At 50.0% G+C, this 21225-nt stretch carries 25 protein-coding genes and 2 tRNA genes; 24 read left to right on the top strand and 3 right to left on the bottom strand.

The genetic code is table 11. From position 1 onward, the window contains the following. Window positions 1-13: 13 nt before the first annotated feature. The 16 genes from O3660_RS01520 (at window position 14) to greB (ending at window position 12200) form a co-directional block, all read left to right on the top strand. Window positions 14-781, top strand: a complete 768-nt coding sequence (locus O3660_RS01520) for a hypothetical protein (RefSeq protein ID WP_318250395.1) — start codon at window positions 14-16, stop codon at window positions 779-781. After that, a complete protein-coding gene (locus O3660_RS01515; protein WP_049350610.1) occupies window positions 778-1260 on the top strand; it encodes a hypothetical protein in 483 nt (160 codons plus the stop codon). Before O3660_RS01520 ends, O3660_RS01515 begins: the two co-directional genes overlap by 4 nt. A gap of 164 nt (window positions 1261-1424) precedes the next feature. Next, window positions 1425-1541 (top strand): Com family DNA-binding transcriptional regulator, encoded by a 117-nt coding sequence (locus tag O3660_RS01510; RefSeq protein ID WP_080974606.1) that lies wholly within the window; start codon window positions 1425-1427, stop codon window positions 1539-1541. 79 nt (window positions 1542-1620) lie between these two features. Then, a complete protein-coding gene (locus O3660_RS01505; RefSeq protein WP_080974607.1) occupies window positions 1621-2400 on the top strand; it encodes a DNA adenine methylase in 780 nt (259 codons plus the stop codon). Window positions 2401-2607: 207 nt separating this feature from the next. Further along, window positions 2608-3147: a gamma carbonic anhydrase family protein gene (locus tag O3660_RS01500; RefSeq protein ID WP_049350611.1), complete on the top strand. Its 540-nt coding sequence runs from the start codon at window positions 2608-2610 to the stop codon at window positions 3145-3147. 14 nt (window positions 3148-3161) lie between these two features. Beyond that, complete coding sequence (locus tag O3660_RS01495; protein ID WP_049350612.1) at window positions 3162-3761, top strand: nucleoside triphosphate pyrophosphatase; 600 nt, start codon at window positions 3162-3164, stop codon at window positions 3759-3761. Window positions 3762-3849: 88 nt separating this feature from the next. Next, window positions 3850-4629, top strand: a complete 780-nt coding sequence (gene rsmA / locus O3660_RS01490) for a 16S rRNA (adenine(1518)-N(6)/adenine(1519)-N(6))-dimethyltransferase RsmA (RefSeq protein ID WP_049329405.1) — start codon at window positions 3850-3852, stop codon at window positions 4627-4629. A gap of 15 nt (window positions 4630-4644) precedes the next feature. Beyond that, window positions 4645-5310 carry a sel1 repeat family protein gene (locus tag O3660_RS01485; protein WP_049350613.1) on the top strand — a complete coding sequence of 222 codons (666 nt, stop codon included), beginning with the start codon at window positions 4645-4647 and terminating at the stop codon, window positions 5308-5310. A 2-nt stretch (window positions 5311-5312) separates the two neighbouring features. Next, window positions 5313-6041: an amino acid ABC transporter ATP-binding protein gene (locus O3660_RS01480; RefSeq protein WP_003747231.1), complete on the top strand. Its 729-nt coding sequence runs from the start codon at window positions 5313-5315 to the stop codon at window positions 6039-6041. A 63-nt stretch (window positions 6042-6104) separates the two neighbouring features. Then, complete coding sequence (locus O3660_RS01475; protein WP_003747228.1) at window positions 6105-6464, top strand: hypothetical protein; 360 nt, start codon at window positions 6105-6107, stop codon at window positions 6462-6464. A gap of 4 nt (window positions 6465-6468) precedes the next feature. Further along, window positions 6469-6921, top strand: coding sequence for a protein YgfX (locus O3660_RS01470; RefSeq protein WP_049350614.1), 453 nt, complete (start codon window positions 6469-6471; stop codon window positions 6919-6921). A 38-nt stretch (window positions 6922-6959) separates the two neighbouring features. Then, window positions 6960-8243 carry a bifunctional tetrahydrofolate synthase/dihydrofolate synthase gene (gene folC / locus O3660_RS01465; RefSeq protein WP_049350615.1) on the top strand — a complete coding sequence of 428 codons (1284 nt, stop codon included), beginning with the start codon at window positions 6960-6962 and terminating at the stop codon, window positions 8241-8243. Between the two features lie 13 nt (window positions 8244-8256). Next, entirely contained in the window at window positions 8257-9405 is a 1149-nt protein-coding gene (ftsN, locus tag O3660_RS01460) for a cell division protein FtsN (protein ID WP_049350616.1), read from the top strand. Further along, a complete protein-coding gene (locus tag O3660_RS01455; RefSeq protein WP_049350617.1) occupies window positions 9398-9931 on the top strand; it encodes a CvpA family protein in 534 nt (177 codons plus the stop codon). The genes ftsN and O3660_RS01455 overlap by 8 nt, the downstream gene beginning before the upstream one ends. Window positions 9932-10083: 152 nt before the next feature. Continuing rightward, window positions 10084-11634: an amidophosphoribosyltransferase gene (purF, locus tag O3660_RS01450; protein ID WP_049350618.1), complete on the top strand. Its 1551-nt coding sequence runs from the start codon at window positions 10084-10086 to the stop codon at window positions 11632-11634. A 74-nt stretch (window positions 11635-11708) separates the two neighbouring features. Next, the gene (greB, locus tag O3660_RS01445) at window positions 11709-12200 is read left to right on the top strand and encodes a transcription elongation factor GreB (protein WP_049350619.1); all 492 of its coding nucleotides are present in this window, start codon (window positions 11709-11711) and stop codon (window positions 12198-12200) included. 87 nt (window positions 12201-12287) lie between these two features. Here greB and plsY read toward each other — a convergent pair whose 3' ends face one another. Continuing rightward, complete coding sequence (gene plsY / locus O3660_RS01440) at window positions 12288-12899, bottom strand: glycerol-3-phosphate 1-O-acyltransferase PlsY (RefSeq protein ID WP_049350620.1); 612 nt, start codon at window positions 12897-12899, stop codon at window positions 12288-12290. Window positions 12900-12956: 57 nt separating this feature from the next. Here plsY and folB point away from each other — a divergent pair, with 57 nt between their 5' ends. The 3 genes from folB to O3660_RS01425 all read left to right on the top strand — a co-directional run bounded on the left by folB (window position 12957) and on the right by O3660_RS01425 (window position 14623). Then, window positions 12957-13307 (top strand): dihydroneopterin aldolase, encoded by a 351-nt coding sequence (folB, locus tag O3660_RS01435; protein ID WP_049329397.1) that lies wholly within the window; start codon window positions 12957-12959, stop codon window positions 13305-13307. A 46-nt stretch (window positions 13308-13353) separates the two neighbouring features. Beyond that, window positions 13354-14001 carry a nuclease-related domain-containing protein gene (locus tag O3660_RS01430; protein WP_049350621.1) on the top strand — a complete coding sequence of 216 codons (648 nt, stop codon included), beginning with the start codon at window positions 13354-13356 and terminating at the stop codon, window positions 13999-14001. Between the two features lie 85 nt (window positions 14002-14086). Then, window positions 14087-14623, top strand: coding sequence for an NUDIX hydrolase (locus tag O3660_RS01425; RefSeq protein WP_049350622.1), 537 nt, complete (start codon window positions 14087-14089; stop codon window positions 14621-14623). A gap of 129 nt (window positions 14624-14752) precedes the next feature. On the opposite strand, the gene O3660_RS01420 is transcribed toward O3660_RS01425, so the two are convergent. Together O3660_RS01420 and O3660_RS01415 are read right to left on the bottom strand one after the other, a co-directional pair. Then, window positions 14753-15391, bottom strand: coding sequence for an alpha/beta hydrolase (locus O3660_RS01420; RefSeq protein ID WP_049350623.1), 639 nt, complete (start codon window positions 15389-15391; stop codon window positions 14753-14755). Between the two features lie 39 nt (window positions 15392-15430). Continuing rightward, complete coding sequence (locus O3660_RS01415) at window positions 15431-16225, bottom strand: polyamine aminopropyltransferase (RefSeq protein WP_049350624.1); 795 nt, start codon at window positions 16223-16225, stop codon at window positions 15431-15433. Window positions 16226-16440: 215 nt separating this feature from the next. Here O3660_RS01415 and O3660_RS01410 point away from each other — a divergent pair. The 5 genes from O3660_RS01410 (at window position 16441) to mutS (ending at window position 21193) form a co-directional block, all read left to right on the top strand. After that, a tRNA-Thr gene (locus O3660_RS01410) sits at window positions 16441-16516 on the top strand. A 36-nt stretch (window positions 16517-16552) separates the two neighbouring features. After that, a tRNA-Thr gene (locus O3660_RS01405) sits at window positions 16553-16628 on the top strand. A gap of 128 nt (window positions 16629-16756) precedes the next feature. Then, window positions 16757-17548 carry a 3-methyl-2-oxobutanoate hydroxymethyltransferase gene (panB, locus tag O3660_RS01400; protein WP_049351397.1) on the top strand — a complete coding sequence of 264 codons (792 nt, stop codon included), beginning with the start codon at window positions 16757-16759 and terminating at the stop codon, window positions 17546-17548. 119 nt (window positions 17549-17667) lie between these two features. After that, window positions 17668-18504, top strand: a complete 837-nt coding sequence (gene panC / locus O3660_RS01395; protein WP_371464466.1) for a pantoate--beta-alanine ligase — start codon at window positions 17668-17670, stop codon at window positions 18502-18504. Window positions 18505-18592: 88 nt separating this feature from the next. After that, window positions 18593-21193 carry a DNA mismatch repair protein MutS gene (gene mutS, locus O3660_RS01390; protein ID WP_371464465.1) on the top strand — a complete coding sequence of 867 codons (2601 nt, stop codon included), beginning with the start codon at window positions 18593-18595 and terminating at the stop codon, window positions 21191-21193. The last annotated feature ends 32 nt before the right edge of the window (window positions 21194-21225 follow it).

Here is a 21225-nt window from a genome sequence, read left to right as displayed (position 1 = left end):
AAAAGGAAAAATCATGAGCGAAAACCAATACCCGCCAACCAAGCCCGTCTGCCAGTTGGATACCGACAACCTTTACCTGCACCAAACCGTGGCTGACCTCGACCCGTTGGCCGCAGACGGCAGCTACCTGTTGCCAGCCGGCTGCATCGTCGCCGAACCGCCCGAGGCTCGTGTAGGCTTCGCCGCCTGCTGGCTACCCGAAAGAGCCGAATGGCAATACCTGCCCGACCATCGCGGCAAGACGGCTTACCGCACGGCAGACGGTGCGGCAGTACAAATTGAACAGGTGGGCGAACTGCCTGACGAACTGACCTTTACCCCACGCGAGAACGAGCATCAAACATGGGATGTTCAGGCTAAGGCGTGGGTGCTAACCAAGGCCGCCGCTTCCCAGTTGCTGGCTGAAGCCATCGACAAAGGCACGGATGCGATTAACAACCTAGTGGATGAAGCTTATCGCCATGTAACCCGCTTCCAGCCTGAGTATCTATTGCGAGAACAACAAGCAAGGGACTACAAGGCCGGCGGCTGCAAAGGCGAAGCGCCGCTGCAAGTGGCGGCGTTTGCCAAGCCTGCCGGGAAAACCGCCTGCGAAGCGACCGACATCATCATTGCCCAAGCCGACAACTTGCGCATGGTCATGGGCAAACTGGGTGCATTGCGGATGCGCAAGTTTGAACTGAAAGGGCTAAAGACTGCCGCCGAAGTAGAGAAACGCACGGCAGAAATCTTGGCGGAGATTAAGCCGATTGCCGACAAACTGGGCGAGGTGGGCAAATGATTTATTTGGCTTTGTATCACGGACACCGTGGCGGCACGGGGCCGAAGGTGTGGGCGGAACGGTTTACAGATGGGCTGACCCGTGTTTTGACACGCGGGCGGTACTCACATTGCGAAATCGCGGTAAGGCTGCCTGAAACGGCAACCGGGCAGGAATACGAGTGCTACTCCTCATCCATCCGGGACGGAGGCGTACGCTGTAAAGTAATGACGCTGCCTGAAGCCAAGTGGGACTTAATCCAAATGGAGTCAACCTCCGAAGCACACGAACGTCTGCAAAGGCTATGGGCGGAAACCCAAGGCCAAGGCTACGACCTGAAGGGCGCATTGGGCATCGCCTTCGGGCTGCGGCATAACCGCCGCCGCTGGTTTTGCAGCGAATGGTGTGCGACTGCCCTAGGGCTACCCGCAGGCTGGCGTTGGTCGCCCAACGACCTCGCCGCCATCGTGCCCGCTTTATTCCAACGGGAGGCGCAATAAAAACCCCGCCACAGGGGCGGGTATACGCAATAAGTGGGACGGCGACGTAGTGGTGCGGGAACACCGCTACGCCAGCCAAGCAGATCATGCCTGCATTGACTTCTAAGGCCGCCTTAGTCTCTAGAGACCGAGGCATTCTATCCGTGATATGGGAGTGAGTGCAAATGCAAATCTACCGCGAAATGCGCTGCAAATACTGTGGCAAACTGCTTGCCAAAGGCAGCGGATGCGTGCAAATCAAATGTGCACGCTGTAAAAAAATCAATTCATTCAGTAACTAAAAAATCATCAGAGTGCCGTTGAGCATCATATTTAATCTGATTCCGAGCATCCCGAATGCCGAAAATTAGGAGTATATATATGATGCAAAAAACACAACAAACTCTACCGATTATCCCTTGGATGGGCGGCAAACGACGACTAGCAAAACACCTGTTGCCCATGTTTCCCGAGCATTCCTGCTATGTCGAGCTGTTTTCTGGTGGTGCGGCGTTGTTCTTTATGCGCCCAACGCCTGCTAAAGTAGAGGTACTCAACGACATCAACGGACAGCTCATCAACCTGTACCGCGTGGTACAACACCATTTCGATGAGTTCGTCCGCCAGTTCGAGTGGACACTGACAAGCCGAGAGGTCTTTGCCCGCCTGCAAAGCACACCGCCCGAATGCATGACCGATATTCAGCGTGCCGCTCGGTTCTTCTACCTTCAACATAATGCTTTCGGCGGCAAGACCGTCCATCAACATTTTGGCACGGCCACCACGTCAAAAGCGTGGGATGCATCGCAAATTAAGGCAAAACTGACAGCAGCCCAAGCTCGTTTGAGAGGAGTATTTATCGAAAACGAACCGTGGGAGCGTTGTTTCAAGCGATATGACCGAGAGCATACCTTCTTCTACGCAGACCCGCCGTACTGGCAAACCGCAGGTTACGACCACGCATTCGATTGGCCTCAGTATGAGCTGCTGGCCAAAGCGATGGCGGAGAGTAAGGGTAAATTCATGCTATCTATCAACGATCATCCTGATATAAGGGATTTATTTAAAGACTTCCGGATTGCCCAGCTTACGCTTACCTATACAGTTGGTAGAGACAAAACTGGTAAAACAAGCGGCGAGCTGGCCATATGTAATTGGTAAAATAAAAAGCGACGATAATGTCGCTTTTTAAAAAGTGCAAATTAGTTGCAAATATTGCAACAAAAAACTGAGCGGATTATCTCAAAAATCGCGTCGGTTTTTCGCGAGCGGCTTCACTTGATTTCGTATTGTTGTAGTATAAAATCGTTTTACGCCGTGTTTTCAGACGGCCTGATCAGTTTTGGTTTTGAGAAAAGGATATTGGAAATGGCAAACCCTATTCGTGCGTTTTTGGATTATGTGCCGTCGGTTGATGAGTCTTGTTTTGTAGATGAGACTTCGGTAGTGATTGGTGAAGTGTCGCTGGCGGAAGATGTATCGATATGGCCTTATGCCGTATTGCGCGGCGATGTGAACAGTATTTCTATCGGCAAGCGCAGCAATGTGCAGGACGGTAGCGTTTTGCATGTGTCGCATAAGAATGCGGCGAAGCCTGACGGTTCGCCTTTGATTATCGGCGATGATGTGACGATTGGGCATAAGGTCATGCTGCATGGCTGCCGAATTGGGAATCGTGTGTTGGTGGGCATGGGCTCGATTATTTTGGATGATACGGTTGTCGAAGATGATGTGATGATAGGCGCAGGCAGTTTGGTGCCGCCGCGCAAACGTTTGGAAAGCGGTTTTTTATACGTTGGCTCTCCTGTGAAACAAGTGCGTCCGCTGACGGATGAGGAAAAGGAATTTTTGACGTATTCCTCTGCGCATTATGTCCGCCTGTCCGGCCAGCATAAAATTTCAAAATAAGGAAAACCAATACAATGAACGCAATTTATCTGGCTTCGGGCAGTCCGCGCCGTCGTGAGATTTTGGAAAATTTGGGTTTCACAGTACGCCGCCTTCCTGCGGATATTGATGAAACCCCTAAAGAAGGCGAAGCTGCAGTAGAGTATGTGCGCCGTATGGCCTGCGAGAAAAATGAGGCGGCGGTGGCTCAATGGTTTACTGCTCATGATCAAGAGCCTGAGTTTGCTGTATTGACGGCGGATACGACGGTGGCGGATGGTGCGGCTATTTTGGGTAAACCGGAATCCGAAGCGGATGCGGTCGATATGCTGGAACGTTTGTCCGGACGGACGCATCAAGTGCTGACGGCTGTATGCGTTTACTGGCAAGGCGTGCGCCATGATGTGGTGCAGACGAGCGAAGTGCGCTTTAAAACGTTGACGGCTGAGGAGATTGCAGCCTATGTTGCCAGCGGTGAGCCGATGGATAAAGCCGGTGCGTATGGGATTCAGGGCTTGGGAGGCGTATTTGTCGAGCATTTGCAGGGCAGTTTTACCGGCGTAATGGGTTTGCCGGTTTATGAGACCGCGCAACTACTGAAATCTTTGGGTTTGGAAGCGCCGCCGTTTGCTTAAAATTAGGCAAATGCCGTCTGAAAGCGTGCCGACAAAAACGCCTGTTTCAGTTACAATACTGCCTTAAACAGCTTGCTTGAAGAAAGATATGAAAGAACATAAGGCCCGGAAACGCTTCGGGCAGAATTTTTTGCAGGATACGCGGATTATTAGCGATATTGTCAACGCGGTCAGACCGCAGCCCGATGATATCGTGATTGAAATCGGCCCGGGCTTGGCAGCTATTACCGAGCCTTTGGCGAAAAAACTCAATTGCCTTCATGTTTGCGAAATCGACCGAGACATCGTACGCCGTCTGAAAACCTTGCCGTTTGCAGATAAATTGGTGATACACGAAGGTGATGTATTACAGTTTGATTTCAACAGCATTGAAGGCAAGAAAAAAATTGTCGGCAACCTGCCGTACAATATTTCCACGCCGCTTTTGTTTCGATTGAGTGAAGTGGCAGACGATGTGATCGATATGCACTTTATGCTGCAGAAAGAAGTGGTCGAACGCATGGTGGCGCAGCCGAAAACCAACGACTATGGTCGTCTGGGCGTGATGCTACAATATTTCTTCGATATGGAAATGTTGATTGAAGTACCACCCGAGTCCTTTGATCCTGCGCCGAAAGTGGATTCGGCCGTGGTGCGCATGATTCCGGTGAAACACCGCATCGGTAAAGCAGAAGATTTTGAACATTTTGCCAAACTGGTGAAACTGGCTTTCCATCAACGCCGCAAAACCATACGCAATAATTTGAAGGAACTTGCCGGCGATGATGATTTGCAGGCAGTCGGCATCAATCCGCAGGACAGGGCAGAACACATCGCCGCTGAGAAATATGTGGAATTGAGCAATTATCTGGTTCAAAAGGCCGTCTGAAAGGTTGGGAACTTAATGTTGAAAAAATATGTCTGGTGTGGGTTGGTTGTACTTATTACCGGTACGGCATTTGCATTAGGCACCGGCGGAGAAGAAAACCTGCGGCGCAAAGCAAAAGCCGGCGATGCTGAAGCGCAATATCTGCTGGCCATGCAGTTGGAAATGACAACAGACCCTGTAAACCTTAAAGAAAGCGAGTTTTACTATTGGCTGAAAAAAGCTGCAGAAAACGGCGAGGGAGCGGCACAAGACTTACTTGATGATATTGAAGCTGAATATGATAAAACAGCTTTAGAAGACGAACTTGCGCCTAACGGTTCACAAAAATTGATGAATGAAGTGTTCAAACTGGAAAATCAGAAGCAGAAAAATTATCCGCTGATCAAAGAAAAATTATTTAAAGCGGCAGCTTTGAGCAACTATGCAGCTTTAGTGGATACCGCATGGCTGTTTGGAAATCGGGATAATGCGCAGAAATACGGCGTTCCCTTCCATCCCCTGAAAGCCTGCATCCTGTCGGTATATACCAACAACCGTTATGGCGACTTGAACAAAGATGCGCTGGATATATTGTGTCGCGGCATTTATACCAAGGACAACAGTGAGAAAATCGAGCATTACGCCAAACAGATTAAAAACAGGCCGTCCAAAATCTGGTCAATTTTAGAGAATGTCAAATAAACATGATTAAATTCAAAAATGTACACAAACATTTTAAAGATTTGCACGTTATCAACGGCGTGAATCTGGAAGTCAAACAAGGCGAAGTGGTCGTTGTATGCGGCCCTTCAGGCAGTGGCAAATCTACGCTGATTCGTACGGTAAACCAACTTGAGCGCATTGAAAGCGGCGAGATTTGGGTGGACGGCATCAATGTTGCCGATCCGAAAACCGATTTGAACAAAGTGCGCGAAGAAGTGGGCTTTGTGTTCCAAGGGTTCAATCTGTATCCGCATTTGACTGTCTTGGAAAATATTATTCTTTCTCCGATGAAAGTGAAAAACCAAAGCCGTGAAGAGGCGGAAAAGAAAGCGATGGAGCTTTTGGAACGCGTCGGCTTGGCGCATAAAAAAGACGCGCTGCCCGGCCAGCTTTCCGGCGGTCAGCAGCAGCGTGTGGCGATTGCACGCGGTTTGGCGATGGAGCCGCGCGTGATGTTGTTTGACGAGCCGACTTCCGCGCTTGACCCTGAAATGGTCGGCGAAGTATTAAAAGTAATGAAAGACTTGGCGGAAAGCGGCATGACCATGATGTGCGTAACCCATGAAATGGGTTTTGCACGCGAAGTTGCCGACCGTGTGATTTTTGTCGATAAAGGCCAGATTCTGGAAGATGAAACGCCGGAAGAGTTTTTTACCAATCCGAAACACGAGCGTGCCAAACAATTCCTGCAACAGGTGATGACACATTAAACTTAGGCCGTCTGAAATTTCAGACGGCATGATCGGTTAGAATGATTTTGAAAGTTGAACATTATGTATTTTGTTGACCGTACTGCTGTCGTGCTGAAGCCGACCGCCCGTTTTTTAGAATGGCTGAAATCCGCCGATGAAAATATGCCCGATTTGACCGTCGAGCAACTGCGCACCAACTGTTCCGTATTCCTTGTGCCGCAATTTGACGAACCCGAATCCGTCATTTCTTATTTTGACGAACGTTACCAGCAGATTTTTGAAGCCGAATTGGCAGGCTGGGACATCGATAAAAGCAAATGGCCGCAAGACATGAGCTTGAAGGCTTTTTGGGAATTTTTTGATACCGAAATCCACGATATGGTTTTGGATATGGAAGAGGCGGAATTGAACATTACGCCTGTTTTCGACAATATGATGTAAAGCCGTGCGAAGTTTTCAGACGGCCTTAAAGCCCTCGCGTTCTTTGAAAATTCTGATTGTTTTCTTACACCTTTTGGCGTTGGTCTTATGCCTTGCCGAGTTTTATGGCTGGATGATGTGGCTGGGTTTGGCGACATTGGCCGGTAGTTTTACCTATGCTTGGCGCAGCGTTAATTTTCAGACTCGAAATGCGGTCAGAAAAATCATCATCGACCGCCAATACCGTGCGACGGTTTACTTGAATGGTGAGGAAGAGGGAAGAAGCGCAGTTTTGCAAGATGGCAGTATGTTGACAGTTTATGCTTTGTTTCTGCAATGGAATGTTGACGGAAAAATGAACAAACACTGCATCTTGCCCGACATGACCGACCGCGATGCCTACCGCCGTCTGAAAGTATGGGCGCGCTGGTGTCGTGAAAAAGAAGACAAAGCAGAACTTGCGGCAGATATGGATTAAACGGCTGTTTCAGACGGCCTTTTGAAGCGATCAATACAATGAAAACATTACAAGACTGGCTTTCTCATTTGGAGACTGCCCATAGTTCCGGCCTTATTGATATGGGCTTGGAACGCGTGGGAGAAGTGAAAAAACGCATGAATTTGGTGCCGCAATGTCCTGTCGTCGTGGTGGCGGGTACCAATGGCAAGGGTTCCGTATGCGCCTATTTGTCGCATATTTATAAAGAAGCCGGTTTTAAAGTCGGCACGCTGACCAGTCCTCATCTTCTGCGTTACAACGAACGAATCGCCATCAACACTCAGCCGGTTTCAGATGAATTGATTGTTTCCTCATTTGAGCGTATCGAAGCGGCACGCGGTGAAATTTCTCTGACGTATTTTGAGTTTAATGCTTTGGCTGCCGTCGATATTTTCATGCATGAAAATGTGGACGTAATGATTTTGGAAGTCGGTTTGGGCGGACGATTGGATGCTGTGAATGTATTTGACGGCGACTGCTCGGTTGTTACCAGCGTGGATTTGGACCATCAGGCATTTTTGGGCGATACTGTCGAGCAGGTTGGTTTTGAAAAAGCCGGCGTGTTCCGTAGCGGCAAACCGGCCGTGTGCGGCCAAAACCCTGCGCCTGAATCATTGGTCAAACACGCAGAAGAAATTGGCGCAAAACTGTTGATGGTTCAGCGAGATTTTGATTTTGCGTCAATGGAAAGCGTGCAGTGGAACTACCGCTTCCATCCGCAATCTTCAGACGGCCAAAGCCGTAACCGTAATTCCTTGCCGTTTCCTGCTTTGCGTGGCGCGTATCAGTTGTCCAATGCCGCGTGCGCACTAACTGTTTTAGAATGTCTGAACAATCAGCTGCCCGTTGACATCGGAGCGATTAAACGCGGTTTGCTGTTGGTTGAGAATCCTGGACGTTTCCAAGTTTTGCCCGGCCGTCCGCTGGTGGTCTTGGATGTCGGCCACAATCCGCACGCAGCCCGTGCTTTGCGCCGCAGCCTGATTAACCTTGCCTTTGCACAAAAACGGACCGCTGTATTCAGTATGCTGTCCGACAAAGATATTGACGGCGTGCTGGAAATCGTTAAAGACCAGTTTGACGAGTGGAATATCGCGCCTTTAGATGTACCGCGCGGCATGACTGTGGAGGCTTTGCAGGCCAAATTGGCTGAACACGGCATCGACAATGTAAATGTTTTTGAAACCGTCGTCGCAGCCTACCGCGCTGCTTTGGCGAAAGCAACCGAAAATGATAGAATCGTTGTTTTCGGCTCATTCCATACTGTTGCCGATGTAATGGCTGTTTTGAAAGAACACTAACGAGGAAATTATCATGTCCGACAATAAACAAAAAGAAACTCCAAACGGATACGATTTAGACGGTTACGAACAACTCAAACGCCGCAACCGCCGCCGCTTGGTTTTGGCCTCCGGCTTGGTGGTGGCTTCAGGTATGCTGTTCGGCCTGGCGCTGACATCGGGTGACGATAAAAATTCACCGTTTAAAGAAGCCCCTGTCGGTCAGAGCCAAGTCAAAACGGCTGACGAGCCGAGCAAGGCCGTTGTTTTAGAGCCGAATAAAGAGGATGTCGCTGCTGCTGAAGAGGCTGCCCGCCATGCGGATGCCGAAGCACCAAATAAACCGCAAAATGCTGGCGACGAAGAAGATAATGCGCCGGTTGAAGTATTGAAGCCAAGCCGTGAATCTGCTCCCGAAGATGTTGGCGAGTCGTTGGTTTTGATCAACGATACTTTGGATGACGGCAATATTAAAGGTTTGGAAGAGTCCGAACGTATTCAACGAGCCGAGGCCGCCAAACGTGAAGCTGCGGAGCGCCGAGCCGAAGAACGCCGCCAACGTCAGGCTGAACAACGTGCTGCTGCGGCCCGTAAAACACAAGCCCAACAGGAAGCTACTGAGAAAGAAAACGCATTGGCAGCTAAAAAACGCGCACTTCAAGCGCGTGCTGAGAAAGCAGAGCGTGAAGCCGCTGCCGAACGCAATAAATTGGCACAATTGGAAAAAGCAGAGAAAGCCATTGCCGAGCGTAAATCTGCCAAAAACAGCAAAGACAGCGTAAAAGATAAGGCCGAGCCTGCTAAGAAAGCAGAAGCCAAAGTTGAAAAACCAAAAAATGAAAAGGCTAAACCAGAAACGGCCAAAGCAGAAAAAGCCGATAAGGTAAAAACTGCCGAGAAGCCGTCTGAAAAAGCCAAACCTAAAGCTGAAAAAGAAAAAGCAGAAGCCAAACCTGCTAAAAAGGCCGCTATTCAGGCTGGTTATGCTGAAAAAGAACGCGCACAAAGCCTGCAACGTAAAATGAAAGCCGCAGGTATCGATTCGACCATTACTGAAGTCATGACCGATAAAGGTAAGGTGTATCGCGTGAAATCAGCCAGTTATAAAAATGCACGCGATGCAGAGCGCGATTTGAACAAATTGCGTGTACATGGCATTGCCGGGCAGGTGACCAGTGAGTAATCTGCCTGTTGCCGATTTGTTGGCGGCCGCCGTCATCGTCATCTGCATCATTATCTCGTTGACACGGGGTATTATTGCCGAAGCAGGGGCGATGGTGGCGTGGGTAGTATCGTTTATTGCAGCCAGAACGCTCGCCGTGCCGTTTGCCGATGTGGTCTTTAAATCGGTTGAGCCGCATTCTTTGGCGGTTGCCATGGGTTTTGCCGCTGTGTTTTTTCTGGCATGGCTGTTGCAGAAACTGGCACGATCGCTGTTAAGCAGTTTGATGTCTGCCGTTGGTTTGGGAAGCATTAACCGTTTGCTTGGCGGCGTATTCGGTGCAGTGAAAGGTGTGATTTTGGTGACGCTGGCAGTGATGGTTTTTTCACACACTGATTTGCCGAAAACGGAAGAGTGGCAAAGTTCGTACACAATTCCGTATTTTGAATCACTTTCCGATGCTGCGATGCCTTATTTGCCTGGAAAAGATACCGCAATGCCGCATCTTTCGGGTAAAGCAGCTGAAGTTGAAGAATTGGATGATTGAGTTTGACGGATTCAGACGGCCTATGGGTCGTCTGAGTCCGTTTTTATTTGCGTAAATTTAGCATCATATTGTCAACAATTCGAGCAAACTCATCTAAATTATTTTATAATGACAGCTTACCCATTTAATCTTCAAACTCGGAGAAGCACGATATGTGTGGTGTATTAGGTTTGGTTAGTCATGAGCCGGTCAATCAGATGCTGTATGATGGTTTGCAGATGTTGCAACATCGTGGTCAGGATGCAGCAGGTATTGTTACTGCCGAAGGCAATATATTTCATATGCACAAGGGCAAAGGCATGGTGCGCGAAGTGTTCCGTACCCGCAACATGCGCGACTTGGTCGGTAATGCCGGCATTGCACACGTCCGCTATCCGACTGCAGGCAATGCGGGCAGCAGTGCAGAAGCCCAGCCGTTTTATGTCAGCTCCCCATTCGGCATTGTTTTGGCACACAACGGTAATCTGACCAATACAGAAGAGTTGTATGAAAATGTATGCAACAAACACCTGCGCCACGTTAATACCAGCTCCGATTCTGAAGTTCTACTCAATGTATTCGCGCATGAATTACGCCGCGAAGTCTCTAAAAATACAGCCCCTTATCAACTCACCATCGACAATATTTTCAACGCCGTTTCCGAAGTACACCGCATAGTGCGCGGCGCATACGGTGTCGTAGCCATGATTGCCGGATATGGCATGGTTGCCTTCCGCGATCCTCACGGTATCCGTCCGTTGGTATTGGGTTCGCAAACCGATGAATCCGGTAAAAAATCGTATGCCGTTGCCTCTGAATCAGTTGCTTTCAACGCGCTTGCCTATGATTTGGAACGTGATATCCAGCCGGGTGAAGCCGTGTTTGTCAGCTTTGACGGTTCAATCGTGTCGCGTCAATGCAGCGATAAAGTCAAACTCAGCCCTTGTCTCTTTGAATACGTCTATTTCGCGCGTCCCGACTCCGTCATCGACGGTGTATCCATCTATCAGGCCCGTCTGGATATGGGCGTTTCTTTGGCGGAAAAAATCAAACGCGAGTTGCCCGTCGACGATATCGATGTCGTGATGCCTATTCCTGATACCAGCCGACCCAGCGCGATGGAGCTTGCCGTCCATCTCGAAAAACCATATCGCGAAGGTCTGATTAAAAACCGCTATATCGGCCGCACTTTCATCATGCCCGGACAAGCAACGCGTAAAAAATCAGTACGCCAAAAACTCAGTCCGATGGAAACCGAGTTTAATGGCAAAAGCGTTTTGTTGGTGGATGATTCCATCGTGCGCGGTACGACCAGCCGTGAAATCGTTGAAATGGTACGAGCGGCAGGTGCGCGCAAAGTCTATATTGCTTCTGCAGCTCCCGAAGTGCGCTATCCGAATGTGTACGGTATCGATATGCCGACCCGTGAAGAACTGATTGCAAACGGCCGCAGCGCAGCAGAAATCTCGGCTGAGATTGGCGCGGACGGCATTGTTTTCCAAAACTTAGAAGACTTGGAAGCAGTAGTCAAAGCACTCAATCCAAAAATCGAATCCTTCGATTCTTCATGCTTCAACGGTGTTTATCAAACCGGCGATATCGACGAAGCGTATCTAAACCGCCTCTCTACCGAAAAATTAGGTTGTGGCGGTTTGAAAGTTCATCCAAGCAAAATGGAACACAGCATCAGTATCAGCGATAGTGATAGTGATGATGAAGAATAAAGTAAATTGACTTACAATAAAGGCCGTCTGAAAATTAACGTTCAGGCGGCCTTTAATTATGTTTTAGACACATTATGAGTACCGAAACCAAAAATTACATCACACCTACCGGTTGGCAGGCACTGAAAGACGAACTTTATCATCTGGTCCACAAAGAACGCCCAGAAATCGTCCAAATCGTTAACTGGGCGGCAAGTAATGGCGACCGCAGCGAAAATGGCGACTATCTTTACGGCAAACGCCGTATGCGCGAAATCGACCGCCGTATCCGTTTTCTAACCAAACGCTTGGAAGCTGCCGTCGTCGTCGACCCTGAAGCGCGTGAAGCCACGGATCAGATTTTCTTCAGCGCCACCGTTGGCTTATTGCGCGGAGATGGTCGTGAACAAACCGTTAAAATCGTCGGCGTAGATGAAATCGATACCGCTAAAAACAAAATCTCATGGATTTCCCCTTTGGCGCGCAGCCTGATTAAAGCACGCGAAGGCGATGAAGTTGTCTTGGATACACCGGAAGGACGTGAGGTTATAGAGATTTTGTCGGTGGAGTATATTAAGATTGACTGATTATGCGTGAATAAAGCGAATGAAACTACAAAAGGCCGTCTGAAAAATATACTTTCAGGCGGCCTTTTATTGATTGTATTTATGTTTTTAAGATTTTCCGGCTTTATCTCCGATTTTGCTTTCTTTACCTTGAATCAGGTTTTGAATATTGCTTTTGTGGCGGTACAACACCAATGCTGCAATGAATACGGTTGCCCATGCCCAAGAGGCGTGCGGCATCATGAAGAAGGCGAAGATGGGTGCGCAGATGGTGGCGACCAGTGCGGCGAGTGAGGAGACTTTGAAACCGAATGCCATGACCAGCCAAATCAAGGCGCAGAGTAGGGCGGTTGCAGGAGAGAGGGCGAGTAAGACGCCCAATGCGGTGGCTACGCCTTTGCCGCCTTTAAAATTGAAAAATATTGGCCACATATGGCCGACCAATGCGGCGATGGCAACCAGTGCTATCGTTGCACCAGACAAATTTAAAGTGTCTTGCAGACAGCGCGCCAAGATGACGGCAATCAAGCCTTTTACTGCATCGCCGAGCAGGGTCAGTGCGGCTGCTTTTTTCTTACCGCTGCGCAAGACGTTGGTGGCACCGGGGTTGCCGGAGCCGTAAGTGCGCGGATCGTCCATGCCGTAATATTTTGATACGATGACGGCAAAAGACAGGGATCCGATAAGATAGGCGGCAATAATGGCGAGTACATTGAACATTTTGGGTGCTTTACTTAAAATGGGAACGGTTATTCTATCAAAAAAACGGACAGGCAAATGGATAAAATCTTTTTGTACGGCATGAAGGCCGATACTTTAATCGGCGTATATGATTGGGAGCGCGAGCGTAAACAGACTTTGATTTTGGATTTGGAAATCAGTGTTCCCGAGCGTACCGGCACGAGCGACGATATCGGCGACACCATTCATTATGGCGAAGTATGCGAAGTTGTACGCCGCAGCCTTGCTGAACAGGATTTTTTACTGCTGGAAACTTTGGCGGAATATATCGCCCAATTGATTTTAAATGATTTTGGTGCGGCCAAAGTGCGTGTCCGTATTGTGAAGCCGGGTATCTTGCCAGATGTTGCGCAGGTCGGTATTGAGATTGAACGTACTCGGGAATAAACCATAAATATATAAATTTTTAGTTTTAAATAAAAAAGAAAACGTCATGATTGAACAAATATTGGGAAGTATGTCGGGTATATTTTGGATTTTTCTGATCATTATTCCTTTGCTTTTATTAAAAGCATTGTTGAAAAATCCTAAAATAAAGGGAAGTATGGGGGAAATAGCAGTTCGTTCTGTAATTGGAAAAAATTTAGATGAGAAAACTTATTCTGAGTTTCACGATTTAATTATTCCATCTCGAGATGGTACGACACAAATTGATCATATTTATGTCTCAATTTTTGGGATATTTGTGATAGAAACTAAAAATTACACAGGTTGGATTTTTGGTAGTGAAAAGCAATCTAAATGGACGCAAATCATCTATAAACAGAAACATTATTTCCAAAACCCGTTGCGTCAGAATTATGCTCATATCAAAGCATTGTCAGAACTATTGCAATTTCCTGAGGAGAAGTTTCATTCAATGGTAGTTTTCTTAGGTGATTGTGAGTTGAAATCGAAAATGCCACCAAATGTTTGCCGTATTAGGCAGGCGGCGGCTTATATTAAGAATTTTCAGACGGCCTTATTGCTTCCTCATGAAGTAGAGGCAATAGTTGCTGTATTGTCTTCAAGTGACTACCAAGCAAATAGTGAAAAGCTGCGAACACATACGGAGCGTTTGCAACAACGACATCAGCGGTAACTATTAGAAAAGGCATCCTCTGAGTTTATTTCTGTAAAATTTCAGACGGCCTTTAATATTTAATAATTTGGACATGAGGTAAAAAATGGATTTGAAAGAAACTAAATTAAGCAGCGAGTCAATCTACGAAGGTTCTTTTGTTACCATCAGCCGCGATCGGGTACGCCTGCCCAACGGCAACGAAAGCCAACGGGTTGTGATCCGTCATCCGGGTGCTGCGTGTGTATTGGCGGAAACGGAAGACGGCAAAGTTGTTTTGGTACGCCAATGGCGTTATGCCGCCGATCAGGCAACGTTGGAATTGCCGGCGGGTAAATTGGATGTGGCGGACGAAGATCCTGCCGAATGCGCTTTGCGCGAGTTGGCAGAAGAAACGCCATATGTCGCCGACAGCGTCAAACTGTTGTACTCCTTTTATACTGCAGTCGGTTTTTGCGATGAAAAAATGTATCTCTACCAAGCGCAAGGTGTGCGTTTGGGCAGCGAGTTAAGCAACGATGAGGATGAAATTACAGAAACCGTCCTGATGAGTAAGGAAGAGGTGCGCAATGCATTGGCAAACGATGAAATCAAAGATGGTAAGACTTTGATTGGTCTGCAGTATTGGTTGACTCAGAATTGATATGTTAAGCAGAAAATCCTTGATGGATTTCTGAATACTTGAGCCTGATATTTAGATAATAAGGTTTCATACAAACAAGGCCGTCTGAAAAAGCTTTCAGACGGCCTTGTTTTATTGTGTAGCCAGATTTTAGCCTAATAAAGCCGGTGCAAACCGTGTAATCGTATCGCGCAAAACGATGAGTTTGCCGTGGAAGAAGTGGGACGAACCGGCAATGGTCACAACAGGTAGGCCTTGTGGTTCTGCCCATGCCAGGGCTTTGTTGATTTCAACGACTTCGTCTTCCGCGCCATGAATCATCAATGTTTTGGCGACATCGGGAACGTTGGATGGTTCCGGGCGATCGGTATAGTGATGGACGGCGGCGCCCATCAGTAACAGTAAATCAGGCGTGCGCGCTTGTGCGGCAAAGGTGGAAACGTAGCCGCCGAATGAGAAACCTGCCAGGACGAATTGCGGCGCGTCAGGATGTTGCGCGCGGGCGTAGTCGATAACGGCAATACAGTCTTGCGTTTCGCCACGGCCGTAGTCGTGTTCACCTTCGCTATTGCCTACGCCGCGCAAATTGGGCAGGTAGCAATGGAAGCCGAGTTGGCTGAGGGCTTTGGCGGCGGTTTGGATGACTTTGTTGGTGTTGGTGCCGCCTTGCAGGGGATTGGGGTGGTTGATGACGGCAACGCCGCGGGTGGATTCTTGTGTGCTTGGCAGATAGATGGTTTCCAGCAAACCGGCCGGACCGGGGATTTGAATGATGTCGGGTTTGAGCATGAGTGTGTCCTTGTTTGTTTTCAGACGGCCTGAAACGGTTTACAGATAAAAATTCTTGCCATTGTTTTGATTGTTGGCTTTCAAATCAGCAAGCATCCGTTTGAAGTCCAAGCCGTATTTCTCGCTTAATTTTTCGGCACGTTTTTTTAAGTTGTCGATATTTTGCTCTTTAGGGCTACTTTGGAATGCCATGACCGCTACGTTGCCGTGGCTCTCGGCAGGCAGCTCGAGTACGCGGCCGTCAAAGACGTTGAGCAGGCGTTCGACAAAGCGTTGATAACGCTGGTCGCCGCTCCACCAGTTGGTGACAAATACACCGTCTGGAGAGAGGGCGTTGCGGCAGTCTTGGAAGAAGGGTTCTTCTACCAAAGCATCGATAATCTGTTCGCCGTCAAAACCATCTACCAAAATTACATCGGTATTGTGGCGGAACACTTTAATATATTCCGCACCATCTGCCTCGATAATTTCAAAATTTTCGCCTTCGTGCGGCAATTCAAACAGGCTGCGCGCCACGGCGATGACTTGAGGATTGATGTCCACAGCGGTTTGCTTGGTGTGGGGCAGATAGCTGTCTATCCAACGGGCAAACGAGCCGCCGCCCAAGCCGATTTGGGTGATGTGTTTGGGCGGAGTTTCTGCAAACAGCAGCCAACCCATCATGGCGCGGCTGTACGACAACACCAGCTCTGACGGATGATCGACATTCATGGAGCTTTGAATGGTGTCGCTGCCCAAGTGCAGGGAACGGATATTGCCTTCTTCAGAAATGCCAACTTCGGGCAGATGGGATTTGGCTGGGCGCAGGCGGCGGTAAGGATGGCGGGGTGGCATGGGTGCAGACGAAAGATGTAAAAGGAGTTATTTTAACAGAAACAATGATGTTTTGCGCTGGGGCGGTTTTCAGACGGCCTTTGAGTATGTTGGATGAAAAGATAAGGCAGGTATTTAATTTTCTTTAGAATCATTGGTTTTTATAATTTCGTGAGTAACTTTGTTTTAAAATGCTTGCCAAGATGGGAACTTATCGGCATAATGCCGACTTACTTGCCGGTATAGCTCAGTTGGTAGAGCACCTGACTTGTAATCAGGGGGTCCCGAGTTCGACTCTTGGTGCCGGCACCAGTTAAAGACTGATGATGCCGCAAGGCATTTCAGTAAGCCGGTATAGCTCAGTTGGTAGAGCACCTGACTTGTAATCAGGGGGTCCCGAGTTCGACTCTTGGTGCCGGCACCAATTAAAAGCCCGATTGTGAAAGCAGTCGGGCTTTTTGCTTATGCTTTGATATTTTAAAAGCAGACCTTATAATACCGCGTTTCCATTACAACAAAGGGCTGCCCGTCGGGCGGAACACACAAAACACCATGATTACCGTAAACACTTTGCAAAAAATGAAAGCAGAGGGCGAAAAAATCGCCATGCTGACCGCTTATGAATCCAGCTTTGCCGCGCTGATGGACAATGCCGGCGTGGATGTATTGCTGGTAGGAGATTCTTTGGGCATGGCGGTGCAAGGTCGTCAGTCCACTTTGCCGGTGAGCTTGCAGGATATGTGCTACCACACTGAATGTGTGGCTCGCGGTACTAAAAATGCCATGATTGTCAGCGATTTGCCGTTTGGCGTATATCAGCAGAGCAAAGAGCAGGCATTTGCGGCAGCGGCAGAGTTGATGGCGGCCGGCGCGCATATGGTCAAGCTTGAAGGTGGTGTCTGGATGGCGGAGACCACTGAATTTCTGCAAATGCGCGGTATCCCTGTTTGCGCCCACATCGGCCTGACCCCGCAATCCGTGTTTGCATTCGGTGGCTATAAAGTTCAAGGCCGCGGCGACAAGGCAGAAGCGTTGCTCAACGACGCCAAAGCGCATGATGTGGCAGGTGCGGCAATCGTATTGATGGAATGCGTTCCTGCAGAGTTGGCGAAAAAAGTGACCGAGACAGTTTCTTGCCCAACCATCGGTATTGGAGCAGGCGTGGATTGCGACGGTCAGGTTTTGGTGATGCATGATATGCTCGGCATTTTCCCCGGTAAAACCGCCAAATTCGTGAAGAACTTTATGCAGGGCAAAGACAGCGTTCAAGCCGCGGTCAAAGCTTATGTGGACGAAGTCAAAGCAAAAACGTTCCCATCTGTCGAACATACGTTTGCCGGATAAAATAAAAACCAGGCCGTCTGAAACTTATTCCAGACGGTCTTTTTGATGAATAAAAGCGTATAATCGGCCCGTGATTTCCGTTGGTGAAACGGCGGAAAATATAAAGGATTTTTCAAACCATGCAAATCATTCATACGATTAAAGAATTGCGCGAGTGGCGCAAAACCGCCGGAAAAGTGGCATTTGTGCCGACTATGGGCAATCTGCACGAAGGCCATCTTGCGCTGGTGCGCGAAGCGAAAAAACGTGCCGATAACGTTGTGGTCAGTATTTTTGTCAACCGCCTGCAATTCGGACAAGGCGAAGATTTCGATAAATATCCGCGCACTTTGCAACAAGATGCCGACAAATTGGCAGGCGAGGGCGTTGCCGTCGTGTTCGCGCCTGATGAAAAAGAGCTGTATCCGAATGTGGAACAGCGTTTCAATGTCGAGCCTCCGCACTTGCAAAACGAATTGTGCGGCAAATTCCGTCCGGGCCATTTCCGCGGCGTGGCGACTGTTGTGACCAAGTTGTTCAACATTGTTCAACCTGATACCGCCTGCTTCGGCAAAAAAGACTATCAGCAGCTGGCGATTATCAAAGGCTTTGTTGAAGATTTGAACTTCAATATCGACATTGTTCCTGTCGACACCGGCCGCGCTTCAGACGGCCTGGCACTTTCCAGCCGCAACCAATATTTGAGCGAAGCAGAACGCGCAGAAGCGCCGCGCCTCTATCAAGAGTTGCAAAATATTGCCGCTGCCCTGAAAAACGGCAATCTGGATTACGCCCAGCTTGAAGCCGAATGTATCCGCCATTTGACCGATGCCGGCTGGGTGGTTGATTACGTTGAAATCCGCCATGCACACAGCTTGGCAGTGGCTCATGTTGGCGATAAAGAATTGGTGGTGCTTGCCGCCGCCCGTCTGGGTACAACGCGACTGATTGATAATTTGGAAGTGGCTTTGGCTTAAACCCAAGCTGCTGTTAAAGGCCGTCTGAAACCTGTTTTTCAGACGGCCTTTTGTTACAATAACGCTTTTGCGTTCCTAAGGCTTTTCCATGTCCAAACCCACCGTTTCCCCGATGATGCAGCAGTATCTAGCCATCAAATCGCAACACGCCGACAAGCTGGTGTTTTACCGTATGGGCGACTTTTACGAGTTGTTTCTGGATGATGCGGTGGAGGCGGCAAAGCTGCTGGACATCACCCTGACCACGCGCGGGCAGATGGACGGCGTACCGATTAAGATGGCGGGCGTGCCGTTTCACGCGGCGGAGCAGTATTTGGCGCGGCTGGTGAAGATGGGCAAAAGCGTGGCAGTGTGTGAGCAGATGGGCGAAGTCGGCGCGGGCAAAGGGCCGGTGGAGCGCAAAGTCGTGCGCATCGTAACGCCTGGCACGCTGACCGACGCGGCGTTTCTGGAAGACAAGGAAACCAACCGCATCGTGGCGGTGAACGCGGATAAAAAACACATCGCCATCGCGTGGGCTTCTTTGCAAAGCGGCGAATTCAAAACCAAGCTGACGACGGCGGACAAACTCGCCGACGAGCTGGCGCGTTTGCAGGCGGCGGAAATCCTGTTGCCCGAAGGCAAAAGCCTGCCTGATGGTTTTCAGACGACCTCCGCCAACATTACGCGCCTGAACTCATGGCAGTTTGCCGCCGATGCGGGCGCGAAATTGTTGACCGAATACTTCGGCTGCCAAGACCTGCACGGCTTCGGTTTGGACGGCAAGGAACACGAAGCCGCCGTCGGCGCGGCGGGCGCACTGTTGAACTACATCCGCCTGACGCAAAACCTGATGCCGCAACACTTGGACGGCATTTCGCTCGAAACCGACAGCCAATATATCGGCATGGACGCCGCCACGCGCCGCAATCTCGAAATCACGCAAACCCTCTCCGGCAAAAAATCGCCAACCCTGTTTTCCATACTCGACAGCTGCGCCACCCACATGGGCAGCCGCCTCTTGGCACTCTGGCTGCACCACCCCTTACGCAGCCGCGCCCACATCCGCGCCCGCCAAGAAGCCGTTGCCGCGCTGGGTTCGCAATACGAAGCCCTGCAAGGTCGTCTGAAAAACATCGCGGACATCGAACGCATCGCCGCCCGCATCGCCGTCGGCAACGCCCGCCCGCGCGACCTCGCAGCCCTGCGCGACAGCCTGTTTGCCCTGTCTGAAATCGAATTGTCCGCCGAGGGCAGTAGTCTCTTAGAAACCCTCAAAGCCGTTTTCCCCGAAACCCTGCCCGTCGCCGAAACCCTCAAAGCCGCTGTAATGCCCGAACCCGCCGTCTGGCTCAAAGACGGCGGCGTCATCAACCAAGGTTATTGCGCGGAACTTGACGAGTTGCGCCACATCCAAAACCACGGCGACGAATTCCTGCTCGACCTCGAAGCGCGCGAACGCGAACGCACCGGCCTTTCCACCCTCAAAGTCGAGTTCAACCGCGTCCACGGCTTCTACATCGAGCTATCCAAAGTCCAGGCCGAACAAGCCCCCGCCGACTACCAACGCCGCCAGACCCTGAAAAACGCCGAACGCTTCATCACCCCCGAACTCAAAACCTTCGAAGACAAAGTCCTGACCGCGCAAGAGCAGGCATTGGCATTGGAAAAACGCCTGTTTGAAGCCCTCCTCAAAGACATTCAGACGACCCTTCCCCAGCTTCAAAAAGCCGCCAAAGCCGCTGCCGTCCTCGACGTACTCTCCACCTTCGCCGCCACCGCCGCCGAACGCGGCTTCGTCTGCCCCGAGTTCGCCGACTACCCCGTCATCCATATCGAAAACGGCCGCCATCCCGTCGTCGAGCAACAAGTGCGCCACTTCACCGCCAACCACACCCGCCTCGACCACAAACACCGCCTCATGCTCCTGACCGGCCCCAACATGGGCGGCAAATCCACCTACATGCGCCAAGTCGCCCACATCGTCCTCATGGCGCACACCGGCAGCTTCGTCCCCGCCGATGCCGCCCAAATCGGACCCATCGACCAAATCTTCACCCGCATCGGCGCCTCCGACGACCTCGCCTCCAACCGCTCCACCTTCATGGTCGAAATGAGCGAAACCGCCTACATCCTCCACCACGCCACCGACCAATCCCTCGTCCTCATGGACGAAGTCGGACGCGGTACTTCGACTTTTGACGGCCTCGCCCTCGCGCACGCCATCGCCGAACACCTGCTGCAAAAAAACAAATCCTTCAGCCTCTTCGCCACCCACTATTTCGAGCTGACCAAACTGCCCGAAGCCCACGCAACGGCAGTCAATATGCACCTTTCCGCGCTCGAACAAGGACAAGACATCGTCTTCCTCCACCACATCGAACCCGGCCCCGCCAGCAAAAGCTACGGCATCGCCGTCGCCAAACTCGCAGGTCTGCCCAACCGCGCTTTGAAAGCGGCTCAAAAGCATTTAAACGATTTGGAAAACCAAGCCGCCGCCAACCGTCCGCAGTTGGATATTTTCAGTGCCATGTCGTCTGAAAATGGGGCTGAAGAGGAAGGGAAAGAACAAGAAGTTGAGCCTGTTGATAATTTGCAGAACAATGAATTGGCTGAAGCGTTGGCGCAAATTCAGCCCGACAACCTCACGCCGCGCGAAGCCTTGGATGCCTTGTATCGCTTGAAAGATATCTGCAATAAGGCGTCGTAAATAACTCAAAGGCCGTCTGAAACAGGGGAATA

The organism is Neisseria sp. 27098_8_139, from assembly GCF_041433195.1.
Classification (GTDB): domain Bacteria; phylum Pseudomonadota; class Gammaproteobacteria; order Burkholderiales; family Neisseriaceae; genus Neisseria; species Neisseria subflava.
Note: the sequence above shows the minus strand (reverse complement) of the source record. Positions and strands in the feature narration are given on the sequence as shown.

Excerpts from the sequence above, each read along its gene's own strand:
- O3660_RS01510 (WP_080974606.1), top strand. The coding sequence starts at position 1,425 with ATGCAAATCTACCGCGAAATGCGCTGCAAATACTGTGGCAAACTGCTT.
- folC (WP_049350615.1), top strand. The coding sequence starts at position 6,960 with ATGAAAACATTACAAGACTGGCTTTCTCATTTGGAGACTGCCCATAGT.
- O3660_RS01415 (WP_049350624.1), bottom strand. The coding sequence starts at position 16,225 with ATGCCACCCCGCCATCCTTACCGCCGCCTGCGCCCAGCCAAATCCCAT.
- O3660_RS01520 (WP_318250395.1), top strand. The coding sequence starts at position 14 with ATGAGCGAAAACCAATACCCGCCAACCAAGCCCGTCTGCCAGTTGGAT.
- O3660_RS01430 (WP_049350621.1), top strand. The coding sequence starts at position 13,354 with ATGATTGAACAAATATTGGGAAGTATGTCGGGTATATTTTGGATTTTT.
- panB (WP_049351397.1), top strand. The coding sequence starts at position 16,757 with ATGATTACCGTAAACACTTTGCAAAAAATGAAAGCAGAGGGCGAAAAA.
- mutS (WP_371464465.1), top strand. The coding sequence starts at position 18,593 with ATGTCCAAACCCACCGTTTCCCCGATGATGCAGCAGTATCTAGCCATC.
- O3660_RS01425 (WP_049350622.1), top strand. The coding sequence starts at position 14,087 with ATGGATTTGAAAGAAACTAAATTAAGCAGCGAGTCAATCTACGAAGGT.
- O3660_RS01480 (WP_003747231.1), top strand. The coding sequence starts at position 5,313 with ATGATTAAATTCAAAAATGTACACAAACATTTTAAAGATTTGCACGTT.
- O3660_RS01495 (WP_049350612.1), top strand. The coding sequence starts at position 3,162 with ATGAACGCAATTTATCTGGCTTCGGGCAGTCCGCGCCGTCGTGAGATT.
- O3660_RS01420 (WP_049350623.1), bottom strand. The coding sequence starts at position 15,391 with ATGCTCAAACCCGACATCATTCAAATCCCCGGTCCGGCCGGTTTGCTG.
- ftsN (WP_049350616.1), top strand. The coding sequence starts at position 8,257 with ATGTCCGACAATAAACAAAAAGAAACTCCAAACGGATACGATTTAGAC.
- panC (WP_371464466.1), top strand. The coding sequence starts at position 17,668 with ATGCAAATCATTCATACGATTAAAGAATTGCGCGAGTGGCGCAAAACC.
- O3660_RS01505 (WP_080974607.1), top strand. The coding sequence starts at position 1,621 with ATGATGCAAAAAACACAACAAACTCTACCGATTATCCCTTGGATGGGC.
- O3660_RS01500 (WP_049350611.1), top strand. The coding sequence starts at position 2,608 with ATGGCAAACCCTATTCGTGCGTTTTTGGATTATGTGCCGTCGGTTGAT.
- O3660_RS01485 (WP_049350613.1), top strand. The coding sequence starts at position 4,645 with ATGTTGAAAAAATATGTCTGGTGTGGGTTGGTTGTACTTATTACCGGT.
- folB (WP_049329397.1), top strand. The coding sequence starts at position 12,957 with ATGGATAAAATCTTTTTGTACGGCATGAAGGCCGATACTTTAATCGGC.
- greB (WP_049350619.1), top strand. The coding sequence starts at position 11,709 with ATGAGTACCGAAACCAAAAATTACATCACACCTACCGGTTGGCAGGCA.
- plsY (WP_049350620.1), bottom strand. The coding sequence starts at position 12,899 with ATGTTCAATGTACTCGCCATTATTGCCGCCTATCTTATCGGATCCCTG.
- O3660_RS01475 (WP_003747228.1), top strand. The coding sequence starts at position 6,105 with ATGTATTTTGTTGACCGTACTGCTGTCGTGCTGAAGCCGACCGCCCGT.
- O3660_RS01515 (WP_049350610.1), top strand. The coding sequence starts at position 778 with ATGATTTATTTGGCTTTGTATCACGGACACCGTGGCGGCACGGGGCCG.
- rsmA (WP_049329405.1), top strand. The coding sequence starts at position 3,850 with ATGAAAGAACATAAGGCCCGGAAACGCTTCGGGCAGAATTTTTTGCAG.
- purF (WP_049350618.1), top strand. The coding sequence starts at position 10,084 with ATGTGTGGTGTATTAGGTTTGGTTAGTCATGAGCCGGTCAATCAGATG.